The organism is Nonomuraea sediminis (genome assembly GCF_018531495.1).
GTDB lineage: Bacteria > Actinomycetota > Actinomycetes > Streptosporangiales > Streptosporangiaceae > Nonomuraea > Nonomuraea sediminis.
The window spans coordinates 470,317-491,534 of sequence record NZ_JAHDTI010000010.1; the positions used below are offsets into that span (position 1 = coordinate 470,317).

Sequence of the window (21,218 nt, forward strand, 5' to 3'; positions counted from 1 at the left end):
CCGGACCATGACCGCATGCCCCTGCTCAACCTGCGCGACGTGGCGACCGCCGGCGCGTCGCTGCGGCCCGGCGTCCTCTACCGCTCCGCCCAGCCGCACAGCCTGTCCGCCGAGGACGTGGAGCTCGTCTCCCGCCTGCGCCTGATCGCCGACCTGCGCGGGGCGCGGGAGCGGACCGAGGACGACTGGGATCCGGGACTGCGGGTGATCCGGCTGGGTCCCGACGAGGCGGGCTCACCCGCCTCGCTGCCGCCCGACATGCCGCTCGGCGAGTTGTACGTGCTGCTGCTCGATCACAGGACCGCCTGGTTCGCGCGGGTCGTCGGCGAGATCGCCGACGGGCTGCCCGCGCTGGTGCACTGCGCGGCGGGCAAGGACCGCACGGGGATCGTGGTCGCGCTGATCCTCGACCTGCTGGGCGTCGGCCACGACGCGATCGTGCGCGACTACGCGCTCACCGCCGACCACCTGCCCGCGGTGCTGGAGATGCTCGCCGTACGCGAGGAGGTGGGGCCCGCGCTCAGGCAGGCACCGGAGAGCGCGATGCGCACACTGCTGGCCGCGCTGGAGGAGCGCGGCGGTGCGGAGAAGCTGCTCGTGGCGCACGGCCTGGATCCCGAGCGGGTCTCCCGGCTGCGCCGGGCCATGCTCGAGCCCTGAGTACGGCGCGTCGTCCCAGCTCAACCAGGGTCCGGCATGTCATCGTCGGAGTGTGCTTCGCCGCAACACGCGGTTGTGATCACAGGGGGACCCATCATGGACGAACGCACGCAGGACGTGCTGCGCGGGCTCAACGCCCACCTGCGCGCCGACCTGGAGGACTGCTACCGCGACCTGCACCTCCATCCGGAGCTGTCCTTCGCCGAGACCCAGACCGCGGACAAGGTCGCCAAGCGGCTGGCGGTGCTCGGCGTGGAGGTGGCCACCGGGATCGGCCGCACGGGCGTCGTCGGGCTGCTGCGCAACGGCGCGGGGCCCACGGTGCTGCTGCGGGCCGACATGGACGCGCTGCCCGTCAAGGAGCGCACCGGCCTGCCGTACGCGAGCATGGCGACGGCGCTCGACGGGACGCCCGTGATGCACGCCTGCGGGCACGACATGCACGTGACCTGCCTGCTGGGGGCGCTGACGCTGCTGGCGGGGCGCAGGGACCGGTGGTCGGGCACGGTGATGGCCGTCTTCCAGCCGGGCGAGGAGGTCGGCTCGGGAGCCAAGGCGATGGTGGCCGACGGGCTCTACGACCGGTTCGGCAAGCCCGAGGTCGTGCTGGGGCAGCACGTGATGCCGATCCCCGCGGGCAAGGTGGCCTACTGCCCCGGCGACGCGCTGGCGGCCACCGACGCGCTGCGGGTACACCTGTTCGGGCGGGGCGGCCACGGCTCGCTGCCCGAGCGGACGGTGGACCCGGTCGTCATGGCGGCCGCGATCGTGATGCGGCTGCAGACCGTGGTCTCGCGGGAGATCGGCGGGACCGAGACGGCGGTGGTGACCGTCGGGGCGATCAACGCGGGCACCAAGGACAACGTCATCCCCGACGAGGCGGAACTGCTCGTCAACATCCGGACCTACACCGAGGACGTCCGTTCGCGGGTGCTGGCGGCGGTCCAGCGCATCGTCGAGTCGGAGGCGTTCGCTTCCGGCGCTCCCCGCAAGCCCGATATCTCCACCATCGACACGTTCCCTGTGCTCCGCAACGATCCCGAGGCGACCTCACGGACCGCTGACGCCTTCCGCGCGGTCCTCGGGGCGGCCAACGTCGAGCAGATGCCTCCGGCGATGGCCAGCGAGGACATCGGCGACCTGGCCACGGCCCTGGGGGTGCCGCTGGTCTACTGGTACTTCGGCGGCGCCGACCCGGCCGCCTACGCGGCCGCCGTCGAGAAGGGCACCCTCGCGGACGACATCCCGGTCAACCACTCCCCCACCTTCGCGCCCGTCATCTCGCCGACCCTGGAGGTGGGCACCACGACCATGACCGCCGCCGCGCTCCACTGGCTCCAGACGCCCTGACGTGCCGTACGAAAGCACAAGATGATCTCCTATCCAGGTACGGGGCCTGGTGGCGCCCTACGAAACCTGCGGGGACCGCGCCGAAAGTCGTTACACTTCGAACGCCCGGTCGAGTCCGCCGACCGGTCACGGTCGTCGTAGGCTGGCAGCACGGACGAAAAGGAGGTGACCCCCGGTGCTGAAGGACGCGTTCGGCAGGGTGGCGACCGATCTTCGGGTGTCCCTCACCGACAAGTGCAACCTGCGCTGCACGTACTGCATGCCGCCCGAGGGTCTCGACTGGCTGCCCAACGCGCAACTGCTGACCGCCGACGAGATCGTGCGCCTGGTGCGGATCGGCGTCGAGCGGCTGGGGATCACCGAGGTCCGCTACACCGGCGGCGAGCCGCTGCTGCGCCGCGAGCTGGTCGACATCGTGGCCCGCACCGCCGCGCTCGCCCCGCGCCCGCAGATCTCGCTCACCACGAACGGCATCGGCCTGGCCCGCCTGGCCGAGCCGCTGGCCGCCGCCGGGCTCGACCGGGTCAACGTCTCGCTCGACACGCTGGAGCCTGAGACGTTCAAGCGCCTGGCGCACCGCGACCGCTTCGCCGATGTCATCGAGGGCCTGGGCGCCGCCGAACGCGCCGGTTTGCGGCCGGTCAAGGTCAACGCGGTGCTGATGCGCGACGTCAACGACCACGAGGCGGTCTCGCTGCTGCGCTTCTGCCTCGACCACGGCTACGAGCTGCGCTTCATCGAGCAGATGCCGCTCGACGCGCAGCACGGCTGGGACCGCGCCACCATGATCACCGCGGACGAGATCCTCGACCTGCTGTCGGCGGCCTTCGACCTGTCGCCCGACGACCTGGAGGAGCGCGGCAGCGCGCCCGCCGAGCGGTTCCTGGTCGACGGCGGTCCTGCGCGCGTGGGCGTCATCGGCTCGGTGACGCGCCCGTTCTGCGGCGCCTGCGACCGGGTCAGGCTCACCGCCGACGGCCAGATCCGCAACTGCCTGTTCGCCAGGGAGGAGTCCGACCTCAAGGCGGCCCTCCGCTCCGGCGCCACCGACGACGAGCTCGCGGCCCGCTGGGTCGCCGCGGTCGCCGGCAAGCGGGCCGGCCACGGCATCGACGACCCGTCCTTCCTCCAGCCGGCCCGCCCGATGTCCGCCATCGGCGGCTGACCGCCCTTCCGGTACGGCTGAAACGGTCAGCCCTTGGTGCAGGTGCGCCCCAGATCGGCCATGACCGACTCGAGATCCTTGTAGGCACCGGGGATCCCCCGGATCCTTCCGACACTCCACCCCGCGCTTCCAGCTCCTGCACGGTGAAGGTCGGCTCGGCCTGTGTCCCTCGCTTTGTCAGGGGCGCCCGCTCGTGGGGCCTACCCGGATCAGCTTGTCGTGCGCAGGTCGGTGGCGGTCAACAACGATGAGAGGCTGACGCCTTCCGCGGCCAGCGCTGCCGCACCTCCCTGTTCGCGGTCGATGACGCACAGCGCCTCGCTGATCTGGGCCCCTAGGTTGCGCAGTTCGGCGGTGGACAGGACGACCTGGCCGCCGCTGGTGACGACATCCTCAACGACCAGAACCCGCCGTCCCGCCACATCGGCGCCTTCGGCCAGGCGGCAGGTCCCGTACGTCTTGGCCTGCTTACGAACGAACGCGCACGGCAGGCCGGTGTGCCGGCCGAGGGCGGTGACCACCGGGATCCCGCCCATCTCGAGCCCGGCCAGCACCTCGATGCCTCTCGGGACCAGGGGAGCCATCGCCCGAGCGATGTCGTCCAGCAGAACCGGGTCGCCCTCGAATCTGTACTTGTCGAAGTACTCGGTGGTCGTACGTCCTGAGCGGAGCACGAAATGGCCAGTGAGGTGGGCGGCGGAAAGAATCCTGCGAGCTAAGTCAGACCGTGTCACAGGCAACCAGTCTCGCAGACATCCGTGACATCTCCGGAGACCAGAAGCCTGGTGGTCTGGTGCGACGGGGAGCGGTAGTGGTGGCGTACAGCATGGGACGCCGCGATCTCGCGTCCGAGCCCGTCTCATGAGTTCAAAGGTCGGCACTCGTGCGAAGATCATCGATGTGTTGCACAGTCCCGCCCGAACCCGCAGTTGGGGCGCCTCGTTGATCGGCCGGCGTGGCACGGTGGTCATGGTTCTCCGCAAGGGCGCTTCGTGCCTGTCCTGAGTGTGTGCACCTGGCGACGCTTCCTTGAGCGAGGTGTCGGCTCCCTGCTCGTGGTCGTTTCATCCCACGGCCACATTCCCCCGCCCCCGACAGCCGACAGATTGTGTGTCCCGACCGAGGTGTCAACTCCGTCTTCGGATACCGCCGCCCTGCGGCTTCCACGCGGCTCACACCCCTGCCGCACAGACGGAGTTGACGCCGACGGAGGGACACGTGTCGAGGGCGGGGGTACGGACCTCGGCCCGCGTGCCGTACACGTCCAAGAAAGCCCTTTGGCGATAAAATGAGTGGGATTTCCTTCCTGGTGCCGCCAAACTGATCATCAACCAGTAAGGAGATTCACGAAATGCCGAACCAGCCCGCACCGAACCTGCTGTCGTGGGCCAGCGAGATCGACGAAGGCGCGATCCTGCAGGCCGCACGCGCTGCCCGCCTGCCGTTCGTTTCCGGCCACGTCGCTCTCATGCCAGACGCACATGTGGGCATCGGTGCGACGGTGGGCTCGGTCATCCCGACCGAAAACGCGATCATTCCCGCCGCCGTCGGCGTGGACATCGGCTGCGGAATGGTGGCCACGGAGACGACGCTCACGGCCGCGGACCTGCCTGACACCCTGGCCGCGCTGATGCCGATGGTGGAGCACCGCATCCCCGCCGGCGTCGGCAAGGGCCACGACGACCCGTCGGTGGACCGCGCCCTCAGCGACCTCGGGCTCCCCCACACCGACCTCAACCCGAAGCAGACCAGGAAGGTAGCCGACCAGTTCGGCACCCTCGGCTCCGGCAACCACTTCGTCGAGGTCTGCCTCGACGAGCGTGACCATGTCTGGACGGTCCTGCACTCGGGCTCCCGCGGCATCGGCAACCAGCTCGCCACGATGCACATCGTGGGCGCCAAGAAGCTGATGAAGAAGCAGGCCATCGGCCTGGAGGACCCGGACCTGGCATACCTCATCCAGAGCACCCCCGAGTTCACCGCGTACATCGAGGACATGCTCTGGTCCCAGCACTACGCCATGGCCTCACGTGCCCGCATGGACAAGGTCCTCATCAACGCCCTCTTCCGCGTGGTCGGCAAGGGCCAGCGCCTCCGCACGATCAACTGCCACCACAACTTCACCCAGCAGGAAACCCACTACGGCAAGACCCTCTGGATCACCCGCAAGGGCGCCATCAAGGCCGACACCAACGACGAAGGCGTAATCCCCGGTTCGATGGGCGCCTGCTCGTACATCGTCCGCGGCCGCGGAAACCCCGAGTCGTACAACTCCTGCGCCCACGGCGCGGGCCGCCGCATGTCCCGCACCAAGGCCAAGCGGGAGCTGTCCGCCGCATCCCTGACCCAGGCGATGAGGGGCCGCACCTGGAACGCCGATCGAGCTGCCGCGCTGGTGGACGAGCACCCGGAGGCGTACAAGTCGATCGACCAGGTCATGGCAGACCAGAAGGACCTGGTGGAGGTGCAGCACACCTTGCGGCAGATCTTCAACTACAAGGGATGACGATCCCGAGCGGGACAACCCGAGACGCCCTCGCCCAGTAGCTTGGCGGGGGCGTCATCCCGTTTGTGTCGCCTTCCTGAGGAATCGGCGCGAGCTTCGCGGCAGACCGCCGTCTAGCTGCACCTCGCGCGCTCGCGGCGGGCGTGATGGTAGCTGGACAGCGGAACGCCCGGCCGGGTGGGCCGGGCGTTCTTGTGGAGCGGTTCTCAGTGGTGGCGGCCGATGACCTTCACCCAGTCGGTGGCCTCTGCGGAGCGCAGGTGGTGCGAGCCCTCGAAGATCGCGCGCCAGGTGCCGGAGGTGTAGGCGGGCACTTCGTCGTGGAAGTAGCCGCTGCCGTCGGTCCTGACCGTGTCCACGTACTCCCACCGGCCGGAGCCGTCGGGCTGGAACAGCAGGACGATGCGCTTGCCGCCGAGGCGGTGCCAGCGCTCGTCCTTCTTGCACCAGTCGGAGTGCAGCACCTGGGTGAAGCCGTCGATGTAGTCCTCTTCGCACTTCACCGACAGCCTGCCGTCGATGTCCAGGGGCCTGCCGCGCCAGGCGGGCTCCGGGTTCACGTCGAGCGAGAGGCTGGTGTAGCCGCCGTCATAGTCGGGATCGGGATCGGCCATCGCGGGTGAGGCCGCCGTCGCCAGCGCCGTCACACCGAGCGCGGTCGCCGCCAGGCCGGCGGCGAGACGTCGCATCATCGGAAACTTCCTTCCCCGTGTGACATGTCAACGCGAATGACGACACGGGGTGAAGAAAAGTTGCAAAACGCGCGATCACAATTTCACAACGCCGGTTATTCACCGATTTTTCTAATTGAAGAGTATTTTGGCGCGTAATGCCCGGTTCCGGGGAAGCGGATGCGCCAGTACCCGTTGGGCCGGTCCTGGATCGTGCGCCCGAAAGCCCCGGTCGACTTGGTCACGGCCGTGCCCGCCACCTCCCAGATGTCGGTGGCCTCCTTGCGGTAGAGGATCTCCACCTTCTGCCCGCCGAAGGGCACGTAGTCGCTGTAGCCGCTGGGGTCGACCTTGTTGAGCCACCCGCTCAGCCGGACCCCGTGCGTCTCGCGCGCCTTCCCCACGCGCACGGACGTCAGCCGGGTCTCGCGCCTGAGCTGGAACGAGGCGTACTGCGTGACGACCTCCCCGTCGGCGCCCTTGGCGGTCGCGGTGATCGTCCACGGGCCCGCCGGGTAGAACCGGTTGAGCCCCTTCTGGGGCAGGAAGCGCCAGGTCTCCCAGCCGTCACCGGCGTGCGCCAGCCGCAGACCGGCACCGGGGGACGGGGAGGGCGAGGGGGAGGGCGTCGCGGAAGGAGCCTGGGCGGGCGGGGCGCCGGGCTCGACCTTGATGGTGACCCCGTCCTTCCCCGCCACCCCCTTGGCGATGACGTCGATGACGAGCCGTACGGACCCGCTGGGCCGTACGACCGGCTCGGCCGGCCGTACGGTGATCCCGTTGATGGCGAGCTCGGTCGCGGCGGAGGACGCCGGCAGTGGCGTCGTGAGCGCTCCCGCCGCGAGCGAGACGAGAAGCAGTCTTCTGGTCATGATCGAGACGGTAGGAACCGTCCGGTAATGACCATGGTTACGACACAGGCCCCGTTTGGCAAAGCCCGGAAGATCATCCGGAGTAGAGGCCTTCGATGATGTCGGCGTATTTCGCGTGGATGATCCGCCTCTTCAGCTTCAGGCTGGGGGTGAGTTCCTCGGTCTCGGCCGTCCATTCCACGCCGAGCAGCGCCCACTTCTTGACCTGCTGTACGCGGGCCAGCTTGGCGTTGGCCGCCTCGATCGCGGCCTCCACCTCCTTGAGCACCTCGGGATGCTCGGCCAGCTCGGCCAGCGAGCCGAAGGTGATGCCGCGCGCCTGGGCCCAGCCGGGCGCCACCTCGCCGTCGAGCGTGAGCACGGCCACCGGGTAGGGCCGGTTGTCGCCGAAGGCCAGCGCCTGGCCGACGAGCTGGTGCTCCTTGAGGTGGTTCTCGATCCCGGCCGGGGAGATGTTCTCGCCGCCCGAGGTGATGATCAGCTCCTTCTTGCGGTCGACGACCCGGTAGAAGCCGTCCTCGTCGACGGAGCCGATGTCGCCGGTGTGCAGCCAGCCGTCGTCGTCGAGCAGGTCGGCGGTGGCCTCGGGCCGGTTGAGGTAGCCGCTGGTGTTGAGCGGGCTGCGGGTGAGGATCTCGCCGTCCTCGGCGATGCGGACCTCGACGCCCGGCTCTGCTCTGCCGACGGTGCCCAGGCGGTAGCAGGAGGGGCTGTTGCCGGTGAAGGCGCCGGTCGTCTCTGTCATGCCGTACACGTCGATGACCTTCAGCCCGAGCCCGGCGTAGAAGTTCTGCACCTCGGGGGGCAGCGGCGCGGCGCCGGTGGCGGTCCACTCGGCGCGGTCGAAGCCGATCAGGCCGCGTACGGGCGCCAGGACGGCCTTGTCCGCCTCCTGGTAGGCGGCCTCGATCTCGGGCGTGCTCGTCCTGCCGTACTGTCCTGCCTCGACGTAGGCCCTGCCCGCCGCCATGGCCTGCCGTACGGCCTGCTGCCGCTCTTCCGGCTGGGTGGCCAGGACGGCCAGCAGGCGGGCCATCATCTTCTCCCACACGCGCGGGACGCCGAAGAACATCATCGGCCTGACCTGGCCCAGCGTGCTGCCGAGGTTGGCCAGGTCGGTGCAGAAGTACACGTGGGAGACCTTGACCAGCGGCAGGTAGAGGGAGAGCACGCGCTCGGCGATGTGGGCGTAGGTGAGGTATGAGATCTGCGTGCCCTGGAAGGGCAGCCTGGTGAGCTTGTCGGTGGCCTCGACCTCGTAGAAGACGTTGGCGTGGCTGAGCGGGACGCCCTTGGGCATGCCTGTGGTGCCGGAGGTGTACAGGACGGTGAGCGTGTCGTCGGCGGTGACGGCCTGCCAGCGGGCGTCGACCGCGGCCGGGTCGGCCTCGAGCCGCTCGCGTCCCAGTGCCAGGAAGTCGTCCCAGGCCATGAACCGCTCGTCGCCGGAGGGCGCGCCGTCGAGCATGATGATCCTGCGCAGGCCGGTCAGCTCGCCGAGCACCGGCTCCCAGCGCGCCAGCTCCGCGGGGCCGCCGATGACGGCGTAGCGGGCGGCCACGTCGTTGACGACGAAGGCGATCTGGTCGGGGGCGAAAGTCGAGTAGATCGTGCAGCCGACGCCGCCGGCGTGCACGGCGCCGAGGTCGGCCAGCACGTGCTCGCTGCGGTTGATCATCATCAGCGCCACGGCCTCCCCCGGCTCCAGCCCGAGCGCGGCGAGCCCGGCGGCGATCTCCAGGATCCGGCGGCGCGCCTGGCCGTAACTGAGCGTGGCCCAGCCGTCCTCGGCGGGGTCGGAGTAGGCGGGCGCTTCGGGGTGGCGCTCGGCGAGCTGCCTGAGTTGCTCGCACACGGTACGGCCGGCTATGAGATCGGCGATCTCCGCCTGGACGTCGAGGACATCGGCCATGGCACCCGCCTCCAGAAAGCATTCACCTGCACGAGAGGCATGTATCGCACCACGCGGACGGGGTAGCGGCAAGAATCTAGGACAAGTGTCACGTAGAGTGATCTGATACGTACGCGATGTGGTGTCGGGGGGACGCATGAACAAGCGCGAGCGGACGTTCTTCGGCCATCCCTGGGGCCTGGCGACGCTGTTCGGCACCGAGATGTGGGAGCGCTTCTCCTGGTACGGCCTGCGCGCCATCCTGGCCCTGTTCCTGGCGGCCTCGCCGGCGATGGGCGGCCTGGGGATGAGCGAGCAGACCGCGACGGCCGTGGTGGGCGTGTACGGCGCGCTGATCTACCTGGTGGCGCTGCCGGGCGGCTGGGTGGCCGACCGGGTCCTGGGGCCGCGCCGTTCGGTGTTCTGGGGCGGCTTCATCATCATGGTGGGCCACATCTTCATGGCGATCCCGATCAGCGGGTCGTTCTTCATCTGGCTGGGCCTGTCGACCATCATCGTCGGCACCGGGCTGCTCAAGCCGAACATCTCGGTCATGGTCGGCAAGCTGTACCCCGCGGACGCGGACGCCCGCCGCGACGCCGGGTTCTCGCTGTTCTACCTGGGCATCAACCTGGGCGCGTTCTTCGCCCCGATCGTGGTGGGCAACCTGGCCGCCGACAACCGCTGGCACCTGGGCTTCAGCGCGGCGGCCTTCGGCATGGCACTCGGCCTGCTCCAGTATGTGCTGGGACGCAAGTCCCTGCGCGGCGTCGGCGACAAGCCGGGCGAGCCGCTGACGCCCGAGGAGCGCAAGCGCGTCTCCCGATTGGTCTCGATCATCGTGCTGGCCGTGGTGATCGCGATGGCGGCATGGGTGGCCACGGGCACGTTCACGGTCGACGCGCTCACGGTGGTGGTGACGATCATCATCCTGATCGTGCCCGTCGCCTACTTCAGCTACATCCTGCTCGGCGCGCACGGGCTGACCCAGGATGAGCGGACGCACATGAAGGCCTACATCTGGCTGTTCATCGCCGCCGCGATCTTCTGGATGATCTACGACCTGGCGCCCAGCAAGCTGCTGTTCTTCGCCGAGCACAACACCACGCTGACGCTGTTCGGCATCCCCATCCAGGCCTCGACCACGCAGTCGTTCAACCCGCTGTTCATCATCATCTTCGTGCCGATCTTCGCGAAGCTGTGGGTGAAGCTGGGCAACCGGGTGGCCACGTCGCAGAAGTTCGGGTTCGCGCTGCTCATGGTGGGTCTGAGCTTCGTCGTGATGGCCGCGGCGGCCTTGCTGGCCGAAAGCGGCAAGGTGAGCGTGTGGTGGCTGGTGCTGGTCTACCTGATCCAGGTGTTCGGCGAGCTGTCGCTGAGCCCGGTGGGGCTGTCGGTGACGACGAAGCTGGCGCCGCACGCGTTCAAGGGCCAGATGCTGGGCGTCTGGTTCATCGCGGTGTCGGTGGGCGACGCGGTCGGCGGCCAGACCGGACGGCTCAACAGCATCATGTCCGACCCCGTGTACTTCCTGGTGCTGGCGTCCATGGCGATCGTGGCCGGGATCGCGCTGTTCGTCTTCACCCGCAAGCTGCGCGGCATGATGAAGGAGCACCCTGCACCGGAGGGTCCGCCCATCCGATAGACATTGCCACGTGTCGGAACTCCTCGATCTCGCGGGCATCTTCGTCTTCGCCCTGACCGGTGCGCTCATGGGCGTGCGCAAACGCCTGGACGTGGTGGGCATGACCGTGCTCGCCGAGATGACCGCGCTCGGCGGCGGCGTCGTGCGCGACCTCATCCTCAACGTCCGTCCCACCGCCTTCCAGAGCCTGGGCTACGTGCTGGCTCCCCTCGTGGCCACGGTCATCGTGGTGTTCTGGCATCCGCACGTGGCCAGGCTGATGCCGGCCATCATGGTGCTCGACGCGGCGGGTCTCGGCCTGTTCGCCGCGGTCGGCACCGAGAAGGCGCTGATCTACGAGCTGACCCCGCTGCACGCCGCGCTGCTCGGCGTCACCACGGCCGTCGGCGGCGGCATCCTGCGCGACGTGCTGGCCGGCGAGATCCCGACACTGCTGTACGACCGCCAGCTCTACGCGGTGCCCGCCCTGGCGGGATCGGCGGCCATGGCAGGGCTGTACACCGCCGGGCTGCACGGCTGGCCCGCCGTCCTGGCCTCGGCGGTGCTGGCGTTCCTGCTGCGCATCGCCGCCATGCGGTACGGCTGGCGCGCCCCGCTGGCCCGCGGCGTCAAACCATCGGAATGAGCGTGTCCGCCGGCCTGTTGCCCACCGGCCCCCGCGCCCGCGCCGTCGCGATCCTGGCCACCGCCTCCTCCAGGACCCCCGGCGGCTGCGTGTACGGCAGGCGCAGGTAGCCCTCCAGCGTCCCCTCCACGCCGAACCACGGCCCAGGGGCCAGTCGTACCCCGTGGCAGGCGGCGGCGTCGGCCAGGGACGTGGCGCCGCCCTTGTCGAGCCGGACCCAGAGCGTGCCGCCGCCGCGCGGGACCGTGAAGCTCCATTCGGGCAGGTGCTCTCGCAGCGCGAGCACGAGCGCGTCGCGCGAGGCGCGCAGCCTGCGGCGGCGCTCGGCCCGCGTCTCCTCCAGCCGGTCGAACAGCCTGACCACCACCAGCTGGTCCAGCACGGGGCTGGAGATGTCCACGGCCGCGCGCTGCTGGGCCAGGCGGCGGGCCAGCGCGGCGGTGGTGCGGATCCAGCCGATGCGCAGGCCGCCCCACCACAGCTTGGAGACCGAGCCGATGGTGATGATGCGGCTGTCGGTGTCGAAGGCGGCCATCGGCGCGGTGGCGGGCACCTCCTCCAGGGCCAGCTCGGCCCAGGTCTCGTCCACGAGCAGGGTGGTGTCGTTGCGGCGGGCGGCCCCGGCGACGGCGGCGCGGGTGGCGTCGTCCATGAGGGCGCCGGTGGGGTTCTGGAAGTCGGGCATGAGGTAGGCCAGGCGGGCCGCGGACTGCCGCATGGCCGCGGCCACCAGGTCGACCTGCCAGCCGTCGTGCGAGACGCCGACGGGCACGATGCGGGCGCCGCGGCCGCGGACCGAGTCGATGGCGTGCGGGTAGGTGGGGGATTCCAGCATCACCGGGTCGCCTGGGCCGATCAGCAGGCCCATGACGGTGTGGATGGCGTGCTGGGCGCCGCTGGTGATGAGGATCTGCTCGGGGCGGGTGGCCAGGCCGCGGGAGGTGTAGTGGGCGGCGATCCGCTCGCGCAGGACGGGCAGGCCCATCGGGTGGTAGCCGTTGCCCATGCCGTACCTGGCGGCGTCCTCGACGGCCTCGAGCATCGCCTCCCTGAGCGCGGTCGGGCCGGGCGGGGCGGCCGGGTGGAGCTGGAGCAGGCCCTCGTCGTCGGTGGCCAGCCACGGGTTGTCGCCGGTGGTGGTGGGGTCGGGAAGCGCGGTCCAGCTGCCCGAGCCCTGCCTGCTCTCCAGGTAGCCGCGCTCGCGCAGCAGGTCGTAGGCGGCGGTGACGGTGGTGCGGCTGACGCCCAGGGTCTCGGCCAGGTGCCGCTCGGCGGGCATGCGGACGCGGACGGGGATCTGCCCGTCCAGGATGCGGGTGCGGACGGCGTCGGCCAGGGCCCGGTAGTACGGCCGCGCGGCGGGTGGGACGTCGACGAGCCGTGCGACCTGTCCCGCACTCAGATGCCTCATAAGGCCACTTTTCAGTATTGGCTCTGTTTTGACAAGGAAGTGGCCTGCCATGGTGGGGCCACTATGTTTGCGCGACTCGTCCGCCTATATGGCGGTTTGGCACTGTATGGGCTCGGCATCGGCTTCCAGGTGGAGTCCGGGCTGGGCAACGATCCGTGGAACGCCTTCCACCAGGGGCTGGCCCTGCGCACCGGGCTGTCGATCGGCACGATCATCATCCTGGTCGGGGCGCTGGTGATGCTGCTGTGGATCCCCCTGCGGCAGAAGCCGGGCATCGGGACCCTCAGCAACGTGGTCTTCCTCGGCCTGTTCGCCGACGCGGCCCTGTGGGCGCTGCCCTCGCCGGGGCACTGGGCGGTGAGCGGGCTGTATCTGGTTCTCGGGGTGGTGTCGATCGGGCTGGCGACCGTCCTGTACATCGGCGCCGGCATGGGCGCCGGGCCGCGCGACGGGGTCATGACCGGTCTGGTGCGGCTGGGGCTGTCGGTGCGGATGGCCAACTGGGTCATCCAGGTCACCGTGCTGGCCGCGGGATGGCTGCTCGGCGGCACCATCGGCGTCGGGACGCTGGTCTTCGCGTTCGCCATCGGACCCGTCACGCAGATTTTCACCAGATGGTTCCCACTTGATCGGAATTCTCCGGATCGGCGAGTACCGTCTGATGCATGCAGATCGAGGACTACGCCCTGATCGGGGACATGCAGTCGGCGGGTCTGGTGGCCAGGGACGGTTCGATCGACTGGCTCTGCCTGCCCAGATTCGACTCCCCCTCGTGCTTCTCCGCCCTCCTCGGCAGCGAGCGCAACGGCCACTGGTGGATCGGCCCCACTGGCCGCCCTCCCGCCACCCGGCGCCGCTACCGTCCCGACACGCTGATCCTCGAAAGCGAGTGGGACACCCCGACCGGAACGGTCCGCGTGATCGACTTCATGCCGCCGCGCGACGTCAACCCCGACGTGGTCCGCATCGTCGAGGGCGTCTCCGGCACCGTGGAGGTCTCCACCCAGCTGCGGGTCCGCTTCGACTACGGCCGCATCGTGCCCTGGGTGCGGCGTAGCGACGGCCACCTGCAGGCCATCGGCGGGCCCGACTCGGTCTGGCTGCACTCCCCCGTGCCGCTGAAGGGCGGCGACTACGCGCACCGGGCCACCTTCCAGGTCAAGGCGGGCGATCGGCTGCCGTTCGTGTTCACCTGGCACCCCTCGCACCAGCCGATGCCGACCCAGATCCACTGCGAGGACCAGCTCGCCGAGACCGAGGCCCTGTGGGCCGAGTGGGTCGCCAAGTGCACCTACAAGGGCCCCTACCGCGAGGCCGTGATCCGCTCCTTGATCACCCTCAAGGCCCTGACGTACGGTCCCACCGGCGGCATCGTGGCCGCGCCCACCACCTCGCTGCCCGAGGACCTGGGCGGCGTGCGCAACTGGGACTACCGCTTCTGCTGGCTGCGCGACGCCACGATGACGCTGGACGCGCTCATCGGCTCCGGCTACCTCGACGAGGCCGCGGCCTGGCGCGCCTGGCTGCTGCGCGCCATCGCGGGCCGCCCGCAGGACCTGCAGATCATGTACAGCGTGGCCGGCGAGCGCCGCCTGCCCGAGCTGGAACTGGAGTGGCTGGACGGCTACGAGGACTCCCGCCCCGTCCGCATCGGCAACAACGCCGTCAAACAGCTCCAGCTCGACGTCTACGGCGAGGTGATGGCCTGCCTGTACTCCTCGCGCACCTCGGGCCTCGGCGCCGACGACCGGGCCTGGTCGATCCAGCGGGAGCTGCTCGACTACGTGGAGGAGCACTGGGACGAGCCCGACGAGGGGCTGTGGGAGGTGCGCGGCCCCCGCAGGCACTTCACCCACTCCAAGGTCATGTGCTGGGCGGCGATGGACCGCGCGATCCGCTACGTGGAGAACTTCGGCCGGCAGGGCCCGGTCGAGCGCTGGCGGGAGCTGCGCGAGACCATTCACGCCGAGATCTGCGCCAAGGCCTACGACCCGGTCCGCAACACCTTCACCCAGTCCTACGGCTCGACGGAGCTGGACGCCTCGCTGCTGCTGATGCCGATCGTCGGCTTCCTGCCGGTGGACGACCCGCGCATCACGGGCACGGTGGCGGCCATCGAGAAGGAGCTGCTGTCGGACGGGTTCGTGCTGCGCTACCCGGTGGCGGAGGACAACGACGTGGACGGCCTGCCCGGCGGGGAGGGCGCCTTCCTGGCGTGCAGCTTCTGGCTGGTCGAGGTGATGGCCAGGCAGGGGCGCAAGGAGGAGGCGGCCCAGCTGTTCGAGCGGCTGCTCGACCTGCGCAACGACGTGGGCCTGCTGGCCGAGGAGTACGACCCCCGCTACGGCCGCCTGGTCGGCAACTTCCCCCAGGCCTTCAGCCACGTCCCCCTGGTGCTGGCCGCCCGCGCCCTGTCCTGACGGCTCAGAGCCCTCTGGTCATGAAGACGCTGTGCGGGTCGGGGCGGTATTCGGCGCCACGACGATCTTCATCGCGTTCGCTCGCGGCCTCGGCTAGACGGCCAGCCTGGCCAGGACGCGGGCGAACTCCGGGGGCGGGGCGACCACGAGGCGGGTCTGGCCGTCCTGGAAGACGATGTCAGCCCTGATGCGCGTCAGGCGCGACTCGTGCCACCAGTACACCTGGTCGCTGAGCCCGTTGACCTTGGCCGCGTGGACCCGCAGGCGCTCGAGCGCGCGGACCACGCCGATGCCGTCCACCGGGTGGACCAGCAGCGTGTAGGGATCGGGCAGCACCACCAGCACGCCGTCCCTGGGCACAGGCAGGTAGTCGGCCAGCCAGCGCAGGTGGGTGGCCGTGGCCGGGGTGCGGCCGGTCAGGCGGGTGACGGGCGTGCCCGACAGCTCGATCGTCTCGGTGGTGAGCTTCTCGTCGGCGTGCACGTTGGACACCGCCAGCTCCAGCGCCTGCCCTGACGGCACGGGCCAGCAGCCGGCCTGCTCGGGGCGGACCGGGCGGGTGCCGACCGTGAGCAGCTCCACCAGGTCGGCGTTGAGGTGGCGGCCCACCACCCGGGTCAGGTCCGCGATGTCGTCGACCGGGTCGATCCTGGTGCGCAGCAGCGGACGGACCTGGTCCAGGTCGCAGACGTCCACGCGCTCGCCCGCATCGGCGACGACGTGCGACAGGTGCTCGGAGACGAGCATGGGCCAGTCCTCGCGGGCCCTGCGGCCCGCCTCGCGGCGCAGTCCAGTGAGCCGGACGAGGATCTCCGCCGGGCGTTTGGAAGGGCCGATGGGAAGACCCGCGACCACCGTGTCCCACGCGGGGGTGCCGCCGCGCAGCGTCATCGACGTGCCGTCCTGGGCGAAGTCGCAGGTGTAGCCGAGCGATTCGGCCACGAGCGCGAGCAGCGAGTCCAGGTCGACGTCCTCGATGGGGCGCCGCGAGGGGTCTCGGTCACGCTCGAAGAATTTCACGCGCCGTGTCCCCCTTGTCGGATTCGTCCCTATGCGTGTCTCTACCTTGCCTGGTCCTCGTCGCGGAACTGACCAGCCAGCGAGCACGATTCGGTATCGATAACCCCAAGAGTCCCAAGCCACACACTCAACTGCGGCGATCCATGGCCTACTGGCAGTCCGGCCAGGATGGGAACCCCCAGCGGGCCGAGCCTGTCGAGTAGCACAGGGTAAGGGTCGCCGCAGTCGACCCACGAGCCGAGCGCGATCCCGCGGACCCCGCGGAAGGCCCCGGCGTGCAGCAACTGGGTCAGCATCCGGTCGATGCGGTAGGGGTCCTCCCCCACGTCCTCCAGGAAGGCGATCTTGCCGTCGAAGGAGGGGTGGTAGGGGGTCCCGCACATCGAGGCGAGCAACGACAGGTTACCGCCTGCCAGGACGCCCTGGGCCCGCCCTGGCACGAGCACCCTGTCGCCCACGACGGGGTGCGGCCTGCCGTACAGGGCGGCCTGGAGGTTCTGCCAGGTGCGCGGCTCGGGGTGGCGCTCGTCGGCGAGGGTCTCGCAGGCGGGCATCGGGCCGTGCAGGGTGGGCCAGCCGAGCTCGAAGGAGAAGGCGTGGTGCAGCGCGGTGACGTCGCTCGAGCCGATCAGCGTCTTGGGGCCCGCGGCCCGCATCGCGGCCCAGTCAAGCAGGTGGAGCAGCCTGGCCGCGCCGTAACCGCCGCGGGAGCAGAACACCGCGGTGACGGCCGGGTCGCACCAGGCGGACTGCAGGTCGGCCGCGCGGACCGCGTCGGGGCCCGCCAGGTAGGCCAGGCCCTGGCGGTCGAGCACGTGCGCGCCGACCACCACTTTCAGCCCCAGGCTCTCCAGCCGCTCGACGCCGCGCTTGAGCCGGATGGCGTCGGGCGTGCCCGACGGTGACACCACGGCTACGGTGTCACCAGGGCGGATGGCCAGTGGCTCGTTCACGGGGCAAACGGTGTCACACTTAACAGCCGTATGCGACTTCCGCCCCACATCCTCGTGGTCAACGGCATCAAGGTCCGCCGGCCGGTCTTCCTGCTCGGAGCCCCGCATTCCGGCGCGGACCTGCTGGGCCGCGCCCTGAAACGGTCACCCGGCTTCCACCTGACGACGGGACGCGCGTCGGTGGCGCACGTGGTGTACGCCTTCGCCCGCAAGCCGTCCATCGGACAGAGCTCGGGCGCCGCCCGCGTGCTGCGCGACGCGCTGGCCGAGGCGTGGCAGGTGCTGCCCGGCTCGTGCGGGCTGTGCTCGGCGCCGTGCAGGGAGGCCGGCGGCGTGACCGGCCTGGGGCCGTGCGTGTCCACCAACACCGTCGTCCGCTTCGGCGACGCCAGCCCCGACCTGCTCTACAGCGCCGAGGTGCTGCACCGCGCCTTCCCCGACGCGCGCTTCGTACAGCTCATCCGCGACGGCAGGGACGTGGCCGTGGACATGATGGGCGACCCGGCCTGCCAGGCCTGGTTCAAGCCGGCCATGCTCGGCGAGCACACCGAGTTCCCCAACCCGTTCCTGGGCGTCAACCGCGACGAGCATCGCGAGCGCTGGAAGAGCATGCCGGACGCCGGCAAGAGCGCCCTGCGCTGGCGCAGCGCGATCCGCCTGAGCGCCACGCTGCGCCGCGAGCTGCCCGCCGAGCAGCTGCTGACCCTGCGCTACGAGGACCTGGTGCTGCAGCCCGCCCAGACCATCGCCTCCGTCTCGGAGTTCCTGGAGGCGCGCGTCTCCAAGGTCGCCCTGTACGGCAGGCGGATCCCCAAGGTGGGATCGTGGCGCACCCGCCTGCGCGGCGACGAAGTGGAGCTGGTGCAGAAGGTGGCCAGGGACGAGCTCACACGCCTGGGCTACCTGACGAGCTGAACTGGGTGCGGTACAGCTCGGCGTACAGCCCGTCGCGCGCCAGCAGCTCGTCGTGCCCGCCCCGCTCGGCGATCCGCCCGTCCTGCACGACCAGGATCTCGTCGGCCTCCCTGATCGTCGACAGCCGGTGCGCGATCACCAGCGACGTACGGCCCGCCAGGGCGGTCTTGAGCGCCTGCTGCACGGCGGCCTCGGACTCGGAGTCCAGGTGCGCGGTGGCCTCGTCGAGCACCACCACGCGCGGCGCCTTCAGCAGCAGCCTGGCCAGCGCCAGCCGCTGCTTCTCGCCGCCGGACAGCCGGTAGCCGCGCTCGCCCACCACGGTGTCGAGCTGCTCGGGCAGCGACTCGACCAGCTCACCGATCTGCGCGGCCCTGAGTGCCTCCCAGATCTCCTCGTCGGTGGCCTGTGGCCTGGCATAGCGCAGGTTGGCCCCGATCGTGTCGTGGTAGAGATGAGCGTCCTGCATGACCACTCCGACGGTGTCGCGCAGCGAGTCGAGCGTGGCGTCGCGCACGTCGAGCCCGTTGATCCGCACGACGCCCTCGTCGACGTCGTACAGGCGCGACACCAGCGAGGTGATCGTGGTCTTGCCCGCCCCCGAATGGCCGACCAGCGCGATGAGCTGCCCCGGCTTGGCGGTGAACGACACGCCCTTCAGCACCGGGTTCGAGGGGCCCGTGTCCTGCCGGGCGACGGACTCGAGCGAGGCCAGCGAGACGTCCTCGGCGGCCGGGTAGCGGAAGCGCACGTCGTCGAACTCGATCGAGACGGGCCCGTCGGGGATCGGCCGGGCGTCCGGCTTCTGCGACACCATCGGCTTCAGGTCCAGGATCTCGAAGACCCGGTCGAAGCTGACCAGCGCGGTCATCACGTCCACGTGCACGTTCGACAACGATGTCAGCGGCCCGTACAGGCGGGTCAGCAGCGCGGTCAGCGCCACCAGCGTGCCCAGCTCGAAGGCGCCGTCCACGGCCAGCACGCCGCCGATGCCGTAGACCAGCGCCGTGGCCAGCGAGGCGACCAGGCCGAGCGCCACGCCGAAGATCGTGCCGTACATGCCCACGGTCACGCCGACGTCGCGGACCCGGGCGGCTCGGGCGCCGAACATCTCGCCGTCCTCGCGCGGCCTGCCGTACAGCTTGGCGACCATCGCGCCGGCGACGTTGAAGCGCTCGGTCATGACCGAGCTCATCTCGGCGTCGAGCTGCATCTGCTCGCGGGTGAGGGCGGACATGCGGCGGCCGACGTACTTGGCGGGCACGATGAAGATCGGCAGCAGCACCAGCGCGACGAGAGTGACCTGCCACGACAGCGCGATCATGGCGCCGAGCACCAGGACGAGGCTGATGACGTTGGAGACCACCGACGACAGCGTGGAGGTCAGCGCGCGCTGCGCGCCGATGACGTCGGAGTTGAGCCGGGAGACCAGCGCGCCGGTCTGCGCGCGCATGAAGAAGGCCACCGGCATGCGCTGGACGTGCTCGAACACCTCGGTGCGCAGGTTGTAGATCAGGCCTTCGCCGATGCGCACGGAGAACCAGCGCTGCACCAGCGTCAGCCCGGCGCTCACCAGCGCGAGCACGCCGATCGCGACCGCCAGCCCGACCACGACCCGGGCGTTCCTGGGCAGGATGCCGTCGTCGATGATCGCCTTCATCAGCAGCGGGTTGACGATCACGATGACCGCGCCCACGACGACCACGATCAGGAAGGCCGTGATCTGCCACAGATATGGCCTGGCGTAACCGGCGATCCGCCGGACCGTGCCGGGCTTGAGCCGCTCCTTGACCACCGAGCTGTCGCGGCGCAGCGACATCATCGCGTGGGGGCCGAAGCCCCCGCCCATCATCGCCATCGAGGGGATCCCTTCTCCACCCCGCACAGCGTGCCAGAGGGACTCGCGATTCCCCGATCAGCTCACCGCGTAATCAGCCGAAGAGCGCTCTGAGGCGCGCGGCCTGTTCCAGGCCTTCGGCCTTGCTCTGCTCCTCCAGGGAGCGCGATCGCGCTCCCTGGAGGAGTCGCTTGGTCGCCACCGCCGCGTCCCTGTTGACCGACAGCAGCTCCGCGATCTTGTCTTCCACGGCTTTCGCCAGGTCGCCCCCGGCGACCACTTTCTCCGCGAGGCCTATGCGAAGCGCCTCGTCGGCCTCCACGATCCTGGCCGTCAGGCAGATGTCGATGGCCTTGGCCAGGCCGACCAGCTCCACCAGCGGCTTGGTCCCGGTCAGATCGGGCACCAGCCCCAGAGCCGGCTCTTTCATACAGAACTTGACGTCGTCCGCCACGATCCGCAGATCGCAGGCGAGCGCCAGTTGGAATCCCGCGCCGATCGCGTGCCCCTGCACGGCCGCGATGGAGACGATCTCCGGTCGGCGCAGCCATAGGAAACCTTGCTGTGCCTGTCCGAGTCGCTGCTCGAACCTCTCGTTCGGGAGTTTGGCCGTCGAACCGAACGACCCTTGTCCCGGCACCCCCTCAGGTGTGAACATCCGCAGGTCGATGCCTGCCGAGAAGGACGGTCCCTCACCTTTCACGACGACGACGCGCACCTGCTCCGGCAGGTTCTCGCCGATGCGGGCCAAGGCCGACCAGGTCGCGAACGTCTGTGCGTTCCGCTTCTCTGCCCGGTCCAGCGTGATCGTCGCTATCTCACCGTCCACCTCGAAGCGCAGGCCACCATCGGCCTCCGCGAACCCCCCGCGCTGTTGCGCCTGTGCTTCCGTCATCGCCCGCTCCTGTCGTGCACTGAGCCGTCGCGCCCGAGCTTACAGAATATGATTCTGGCCCGGGCGCGACGGTGGCTGACTAGGGACGAGCGGCTGCGGTCGCACGTTCCGAGGCGGCCGTCAGCGCTTGGACTTGCCTCGAGTCGCCCCGCCGCGCCCGCGCAGAGTCACGCCGGACTCGCTCAGGATGCGGTGGATGAACCCGTAGGACCGGCCGGTGGAAGCGGCCAGCGCGCGGATGCTCTCACCCGCGGCGTAGCGCTTCTTGAGATCGCCGGCCAGTTTTTCCCGGTCGGCCCCGGTGACCCGGGTGCCCTTCTTCAGTGTCTCGGCCACGAGTACCTCCTGTAGTGCCGGACTTCCGCAGCGTTACTCCGCCATG

The 21,218-nt window shown here is 70.0% G+C and carries 19 protein-coding genes; 9 read left to right on the forward strand and 10 right to left on the reverse strand.

Features of this window, described 5'->3' with window-relative positions:
- The first annotated feature begins 15 nt into the window (after positions 1-15).
- The 3 genes from KIK09_RS36830 to moaA all read left to right on the forward strand — a co-directional run bounded on the left by KIK09_RS36830 (position 16) and on the right by moaA (position 3,175).
- On the forward strand, positions 16-660 hold the full coding sequence (locus KIK09_RS36830) for a tyrosine-protein phosphatase (RefSeq protein ID WP_214324061.1): 645 nt from the start codon (positions 16-18) through the stop codon (positions 658-660).
- 96 nt (positions 661-756) lie between these two features.
- Positions 757-2,010: an amidohydrolase gene (locus KIK09_RS36835; RefSeq protein WP_214324062.1), complete on the forward strand. Its 1,254-nt coding sequence runs from the start codon at positions 757-759 to the stop codon at positions 2,008-2,010.
- A gap of 175 nt (positions 2,011-2,185) precedes the next feature.
- Positions 2,186-3,175, forward strand: coding sequence for a GTP 3',8-cyclase MoaA (moaA, locus tag KIK09_RS36840; protein WP_214324063.1), 990 nt, complete (start codon positions 2,186-2,188; stop codon positions 3,173-3,175).
- A 209-nt stretch (positions 3,176-3,384) separates the two neighbouring features.
- On the opposite strand, the gene KIK09_RS36845 is transcribed toward moaA, so the two are convergent.
- The gene (locus KIK09_RS36845; protein WP_214324064.1) at positions 3,385-3,849 is read right to left on the reverse strand and encodes an orotate phosphoribosyltransferase; all 465 of its coding nucleotides are present in this window, start codon (positions 3,847-3,849) and stop codon (positions 3,385-3,387) included.
- 677 nt (positions 3,850-4,526) lie between these two features.
- Between KIK09_RS36845 and KIK09_RS36850 the strand changes: the two genes are divergently transcribed.
- Positions 4,527-5,681: an RtcB family protein gene (locus KIK09_RS36850; RefSeq protein ID WP_214324065.1), complete on the forward strand. Its 1,155-nt coding sequence runs from the start codon at positions 4,527-4,529 to the stop codon at positions 5,679-5,681.
- A gap of 206 nt (positions 5,682-5,887) precedes the next feature.
- Here the strand turns inward: KIK09_RS36850 and KIK09_RS36855 are convergent, their stop codons facing one another.
- The 3 genes from KIK09_RS36855 to KIK09_RS36865 all read right to left on the reverse strand — a co-directional run bounded on the left by KIK09_RS36855 (position 5,888) and on the right by KIK09_RS36865 (position 9,136).
- Entirely contained in the window at positions 5,888-6,373 is a 486-nt protein-coding gene (locus tag KIK09_RS36855; RefSeq protein ID WP_214324066.1) for a hypothetical protein, read from the reverse strand.
- A gap of 95 nt (positions 6,374-6,468) precedes the next feature.
- Positions 6,469-7,224 carry a hypothetical protein gene (locus KIK09_RS36860; RefSeq protein ID WP_214324067.1) on the reverse strand — a complete coding sequence of 252 codons (756 nt, stop codon included), beginning with the start codon at positions 7,222-7,224 and terminating at the stop codon, positions 6,469-6,471.
- Between the two features lie 73 nt (positions 7,225-7,297).
- Positions 7,298-9,136 carry an AMP-dependent synthetase/ligase gene (locus KIK09_RS36865; protein ID WP_214324068.1) on the reverse strand — a complete coding sequence of 613 codons (1,839 nt, stop codon included), beginning with the start codon at positions 9,134-9,136 and terminating at the stop codon, positions 7,298-7,300.
- A 136-nt stretch (positions 9,137-9,272) separates the two neighbouring features.
- Between KIK09_RS36865 and KIK09_RS36870 the strand changes: the two genes are divergently transcribed.
- A complete protein-coding gene (locus KIK09_RS36870) occupies positions 9,273-10,760 on the forward strand; it encodes a peptide MFS transporter (protein ID WP_214324069.1) in 1,488 nt (495 codons plus the stop codon).
- Between the two features lie 10 nt (positions 10,761-10,770).
- Positions 10,771-11,385, forward strand: coding sequence for a trimeric intracellular cation channel family protein (locus tag KIK09_RS36875; RefSeq protein ID WP_214324070.1), 615 nt, complete (start codon positions 10,771-10,773; stop codon positions 11,383-11,385).
- On the opposite strand, the gene yczR is transcribed toward KIK09_RS36875, so the two are convergent.
- The gene (gene yczR, locus KIK09_RS36880; RefSeq protein WP_214324071.1) at positions 11,369-12,796 is read right to left on the reverse strand and encodes a MocR-like transcription factor YczR; all 1,428 of its coding nucleotides are present in this window, start codon (positions 12,794-12,796) and stop codon (positions 11,369-11,371) included. The two genes, KIK09_RS36875 and yczR, sit on opposite strands and share 17 nt — an antisense overlap.
- Positions 12,797-12,859: 63 nt before the next feature.
- Here yczR and yczE point away from each other — a divergent pair, with 63 nt between their 5' ends.
- A complete protein-coding gene (gene yczE / locus KIK09_RS36885; RefSeq protein WP_214324072.1) occupies positions 12,860-13,486 on the forward strand; it encodes a membrane protein YczE in 627 nt (208 codons plus the stop codon).
- A complete protein-coding gene (locus KIK09_RS36890; protein ID WP_214324073.1) occupies positions 13,462-15,216 on the forward strand; it encodes a glycoside hydrolase family 15 protein in 1,755 nt (584 codons plus the stop codon). Before yczE ends, KIK09_RS36890 begins: the two co-directional genes overlap by 25 nt.
- A 93-nt stretch (positions 15,217-15,309) precedes the next feature.
- On the opposite strand, the gene KIK09_RS36895 is transcribed toward KIK09_RS36890, so the two are convergent.
- Both KIK09_RS36895 and KIK09_RS36900 read right to left on the reverse strand, forming a co-directional pair.
- Positions 15,310-16,236 carry a hypothetical protein gene (locus KIK09_RS36895; protein ID WP_214324074.1) on the reverse strand — a complete coding sequence of 309 codons (927 nt, stop codon included), beginning with the start codon at positions 16,234-16,236 and terminating at the stop codon, positions 15,310-15,312.
- A gap of 41 nt (positions 16,237-16,277) precedes the next feature.
- Positions 16,278-17,189, reverse strand: a complete 912-nt coding sequence (locus tag KIK09_RS36900) for a S66 peptidase family protein (RefSeq protein ID WP_308164528.1) — start codon at positions 17,187-17,189, stop codon at positions 16,278-16,280.
- 30 nt (positions 17,190-17,219) lie between these two features.
- Between KIK09_RS36900 and KIK09_RS36905 the strand changes: the two genes are divergently transcribed.
- Positions 17,220-18,104 carry a sulfotransferase family protein gene (locus KIK09_RS36905; protein ID WP_214324076.1) on the forward strand — a complete coding sequence of 295 codons (885 nt, stop codon included), beginning with the start codon at positions 17,220-17,222 and terminating at the stop codon, positions 18,102-18,104.
- Here KIK09_RS36905 and KIK09_RS36910 read toward each other — a convergent pair.
- The 3 genes from KIK09_RS36910 to KIK09_RS36920 all read right to left on the reverse strand — a co-directional run bounded on the left by KIK09_RS36910 (position 18,076) and on the right by KIK09_RS36920 (position 21,172).
- Positions 18,076-19,962 (reverse strand): ABC transporter ATP-binding protein, encoded by a 1,887-nt coding sequence (locus KIK09_RS36910; protein ID WP_214324077.1) that lies wholly within the window; start codon positions 19,960-19,962, stop codon positions 18,076-18,078. The genes KIK09_RS36905 and KIK09_RS36910 overlap by 29 nt on opposite strands.
- 73 nt (positions 19,963-20,035) lie before the next feature.
- Positions 20,036-20,836 (reverse strand): enoyl-CoA hydratase/isomerase family protein, encoded by an 801-nt coding sequence (locus KIK09_RS36915; protein ID WP_214324078.1) that lies wholly within the window; start codon positions 20,834-20,836, stop codon positions 20,036-20,038.
- Positions 20,837-20,956: 120 nt separating this feature from the next.
- Entirely contained in the window at positions 20,957-21,172 is a 216-nt protein-coding gene (locus KIK09_RS36920; RefSeq protein WP_020547488.1) for a helix-turn-helix domain-containing protein, read from the reverse strand.
- Positions 21,173-21,218: the final 46 nt, after the last annotated feature.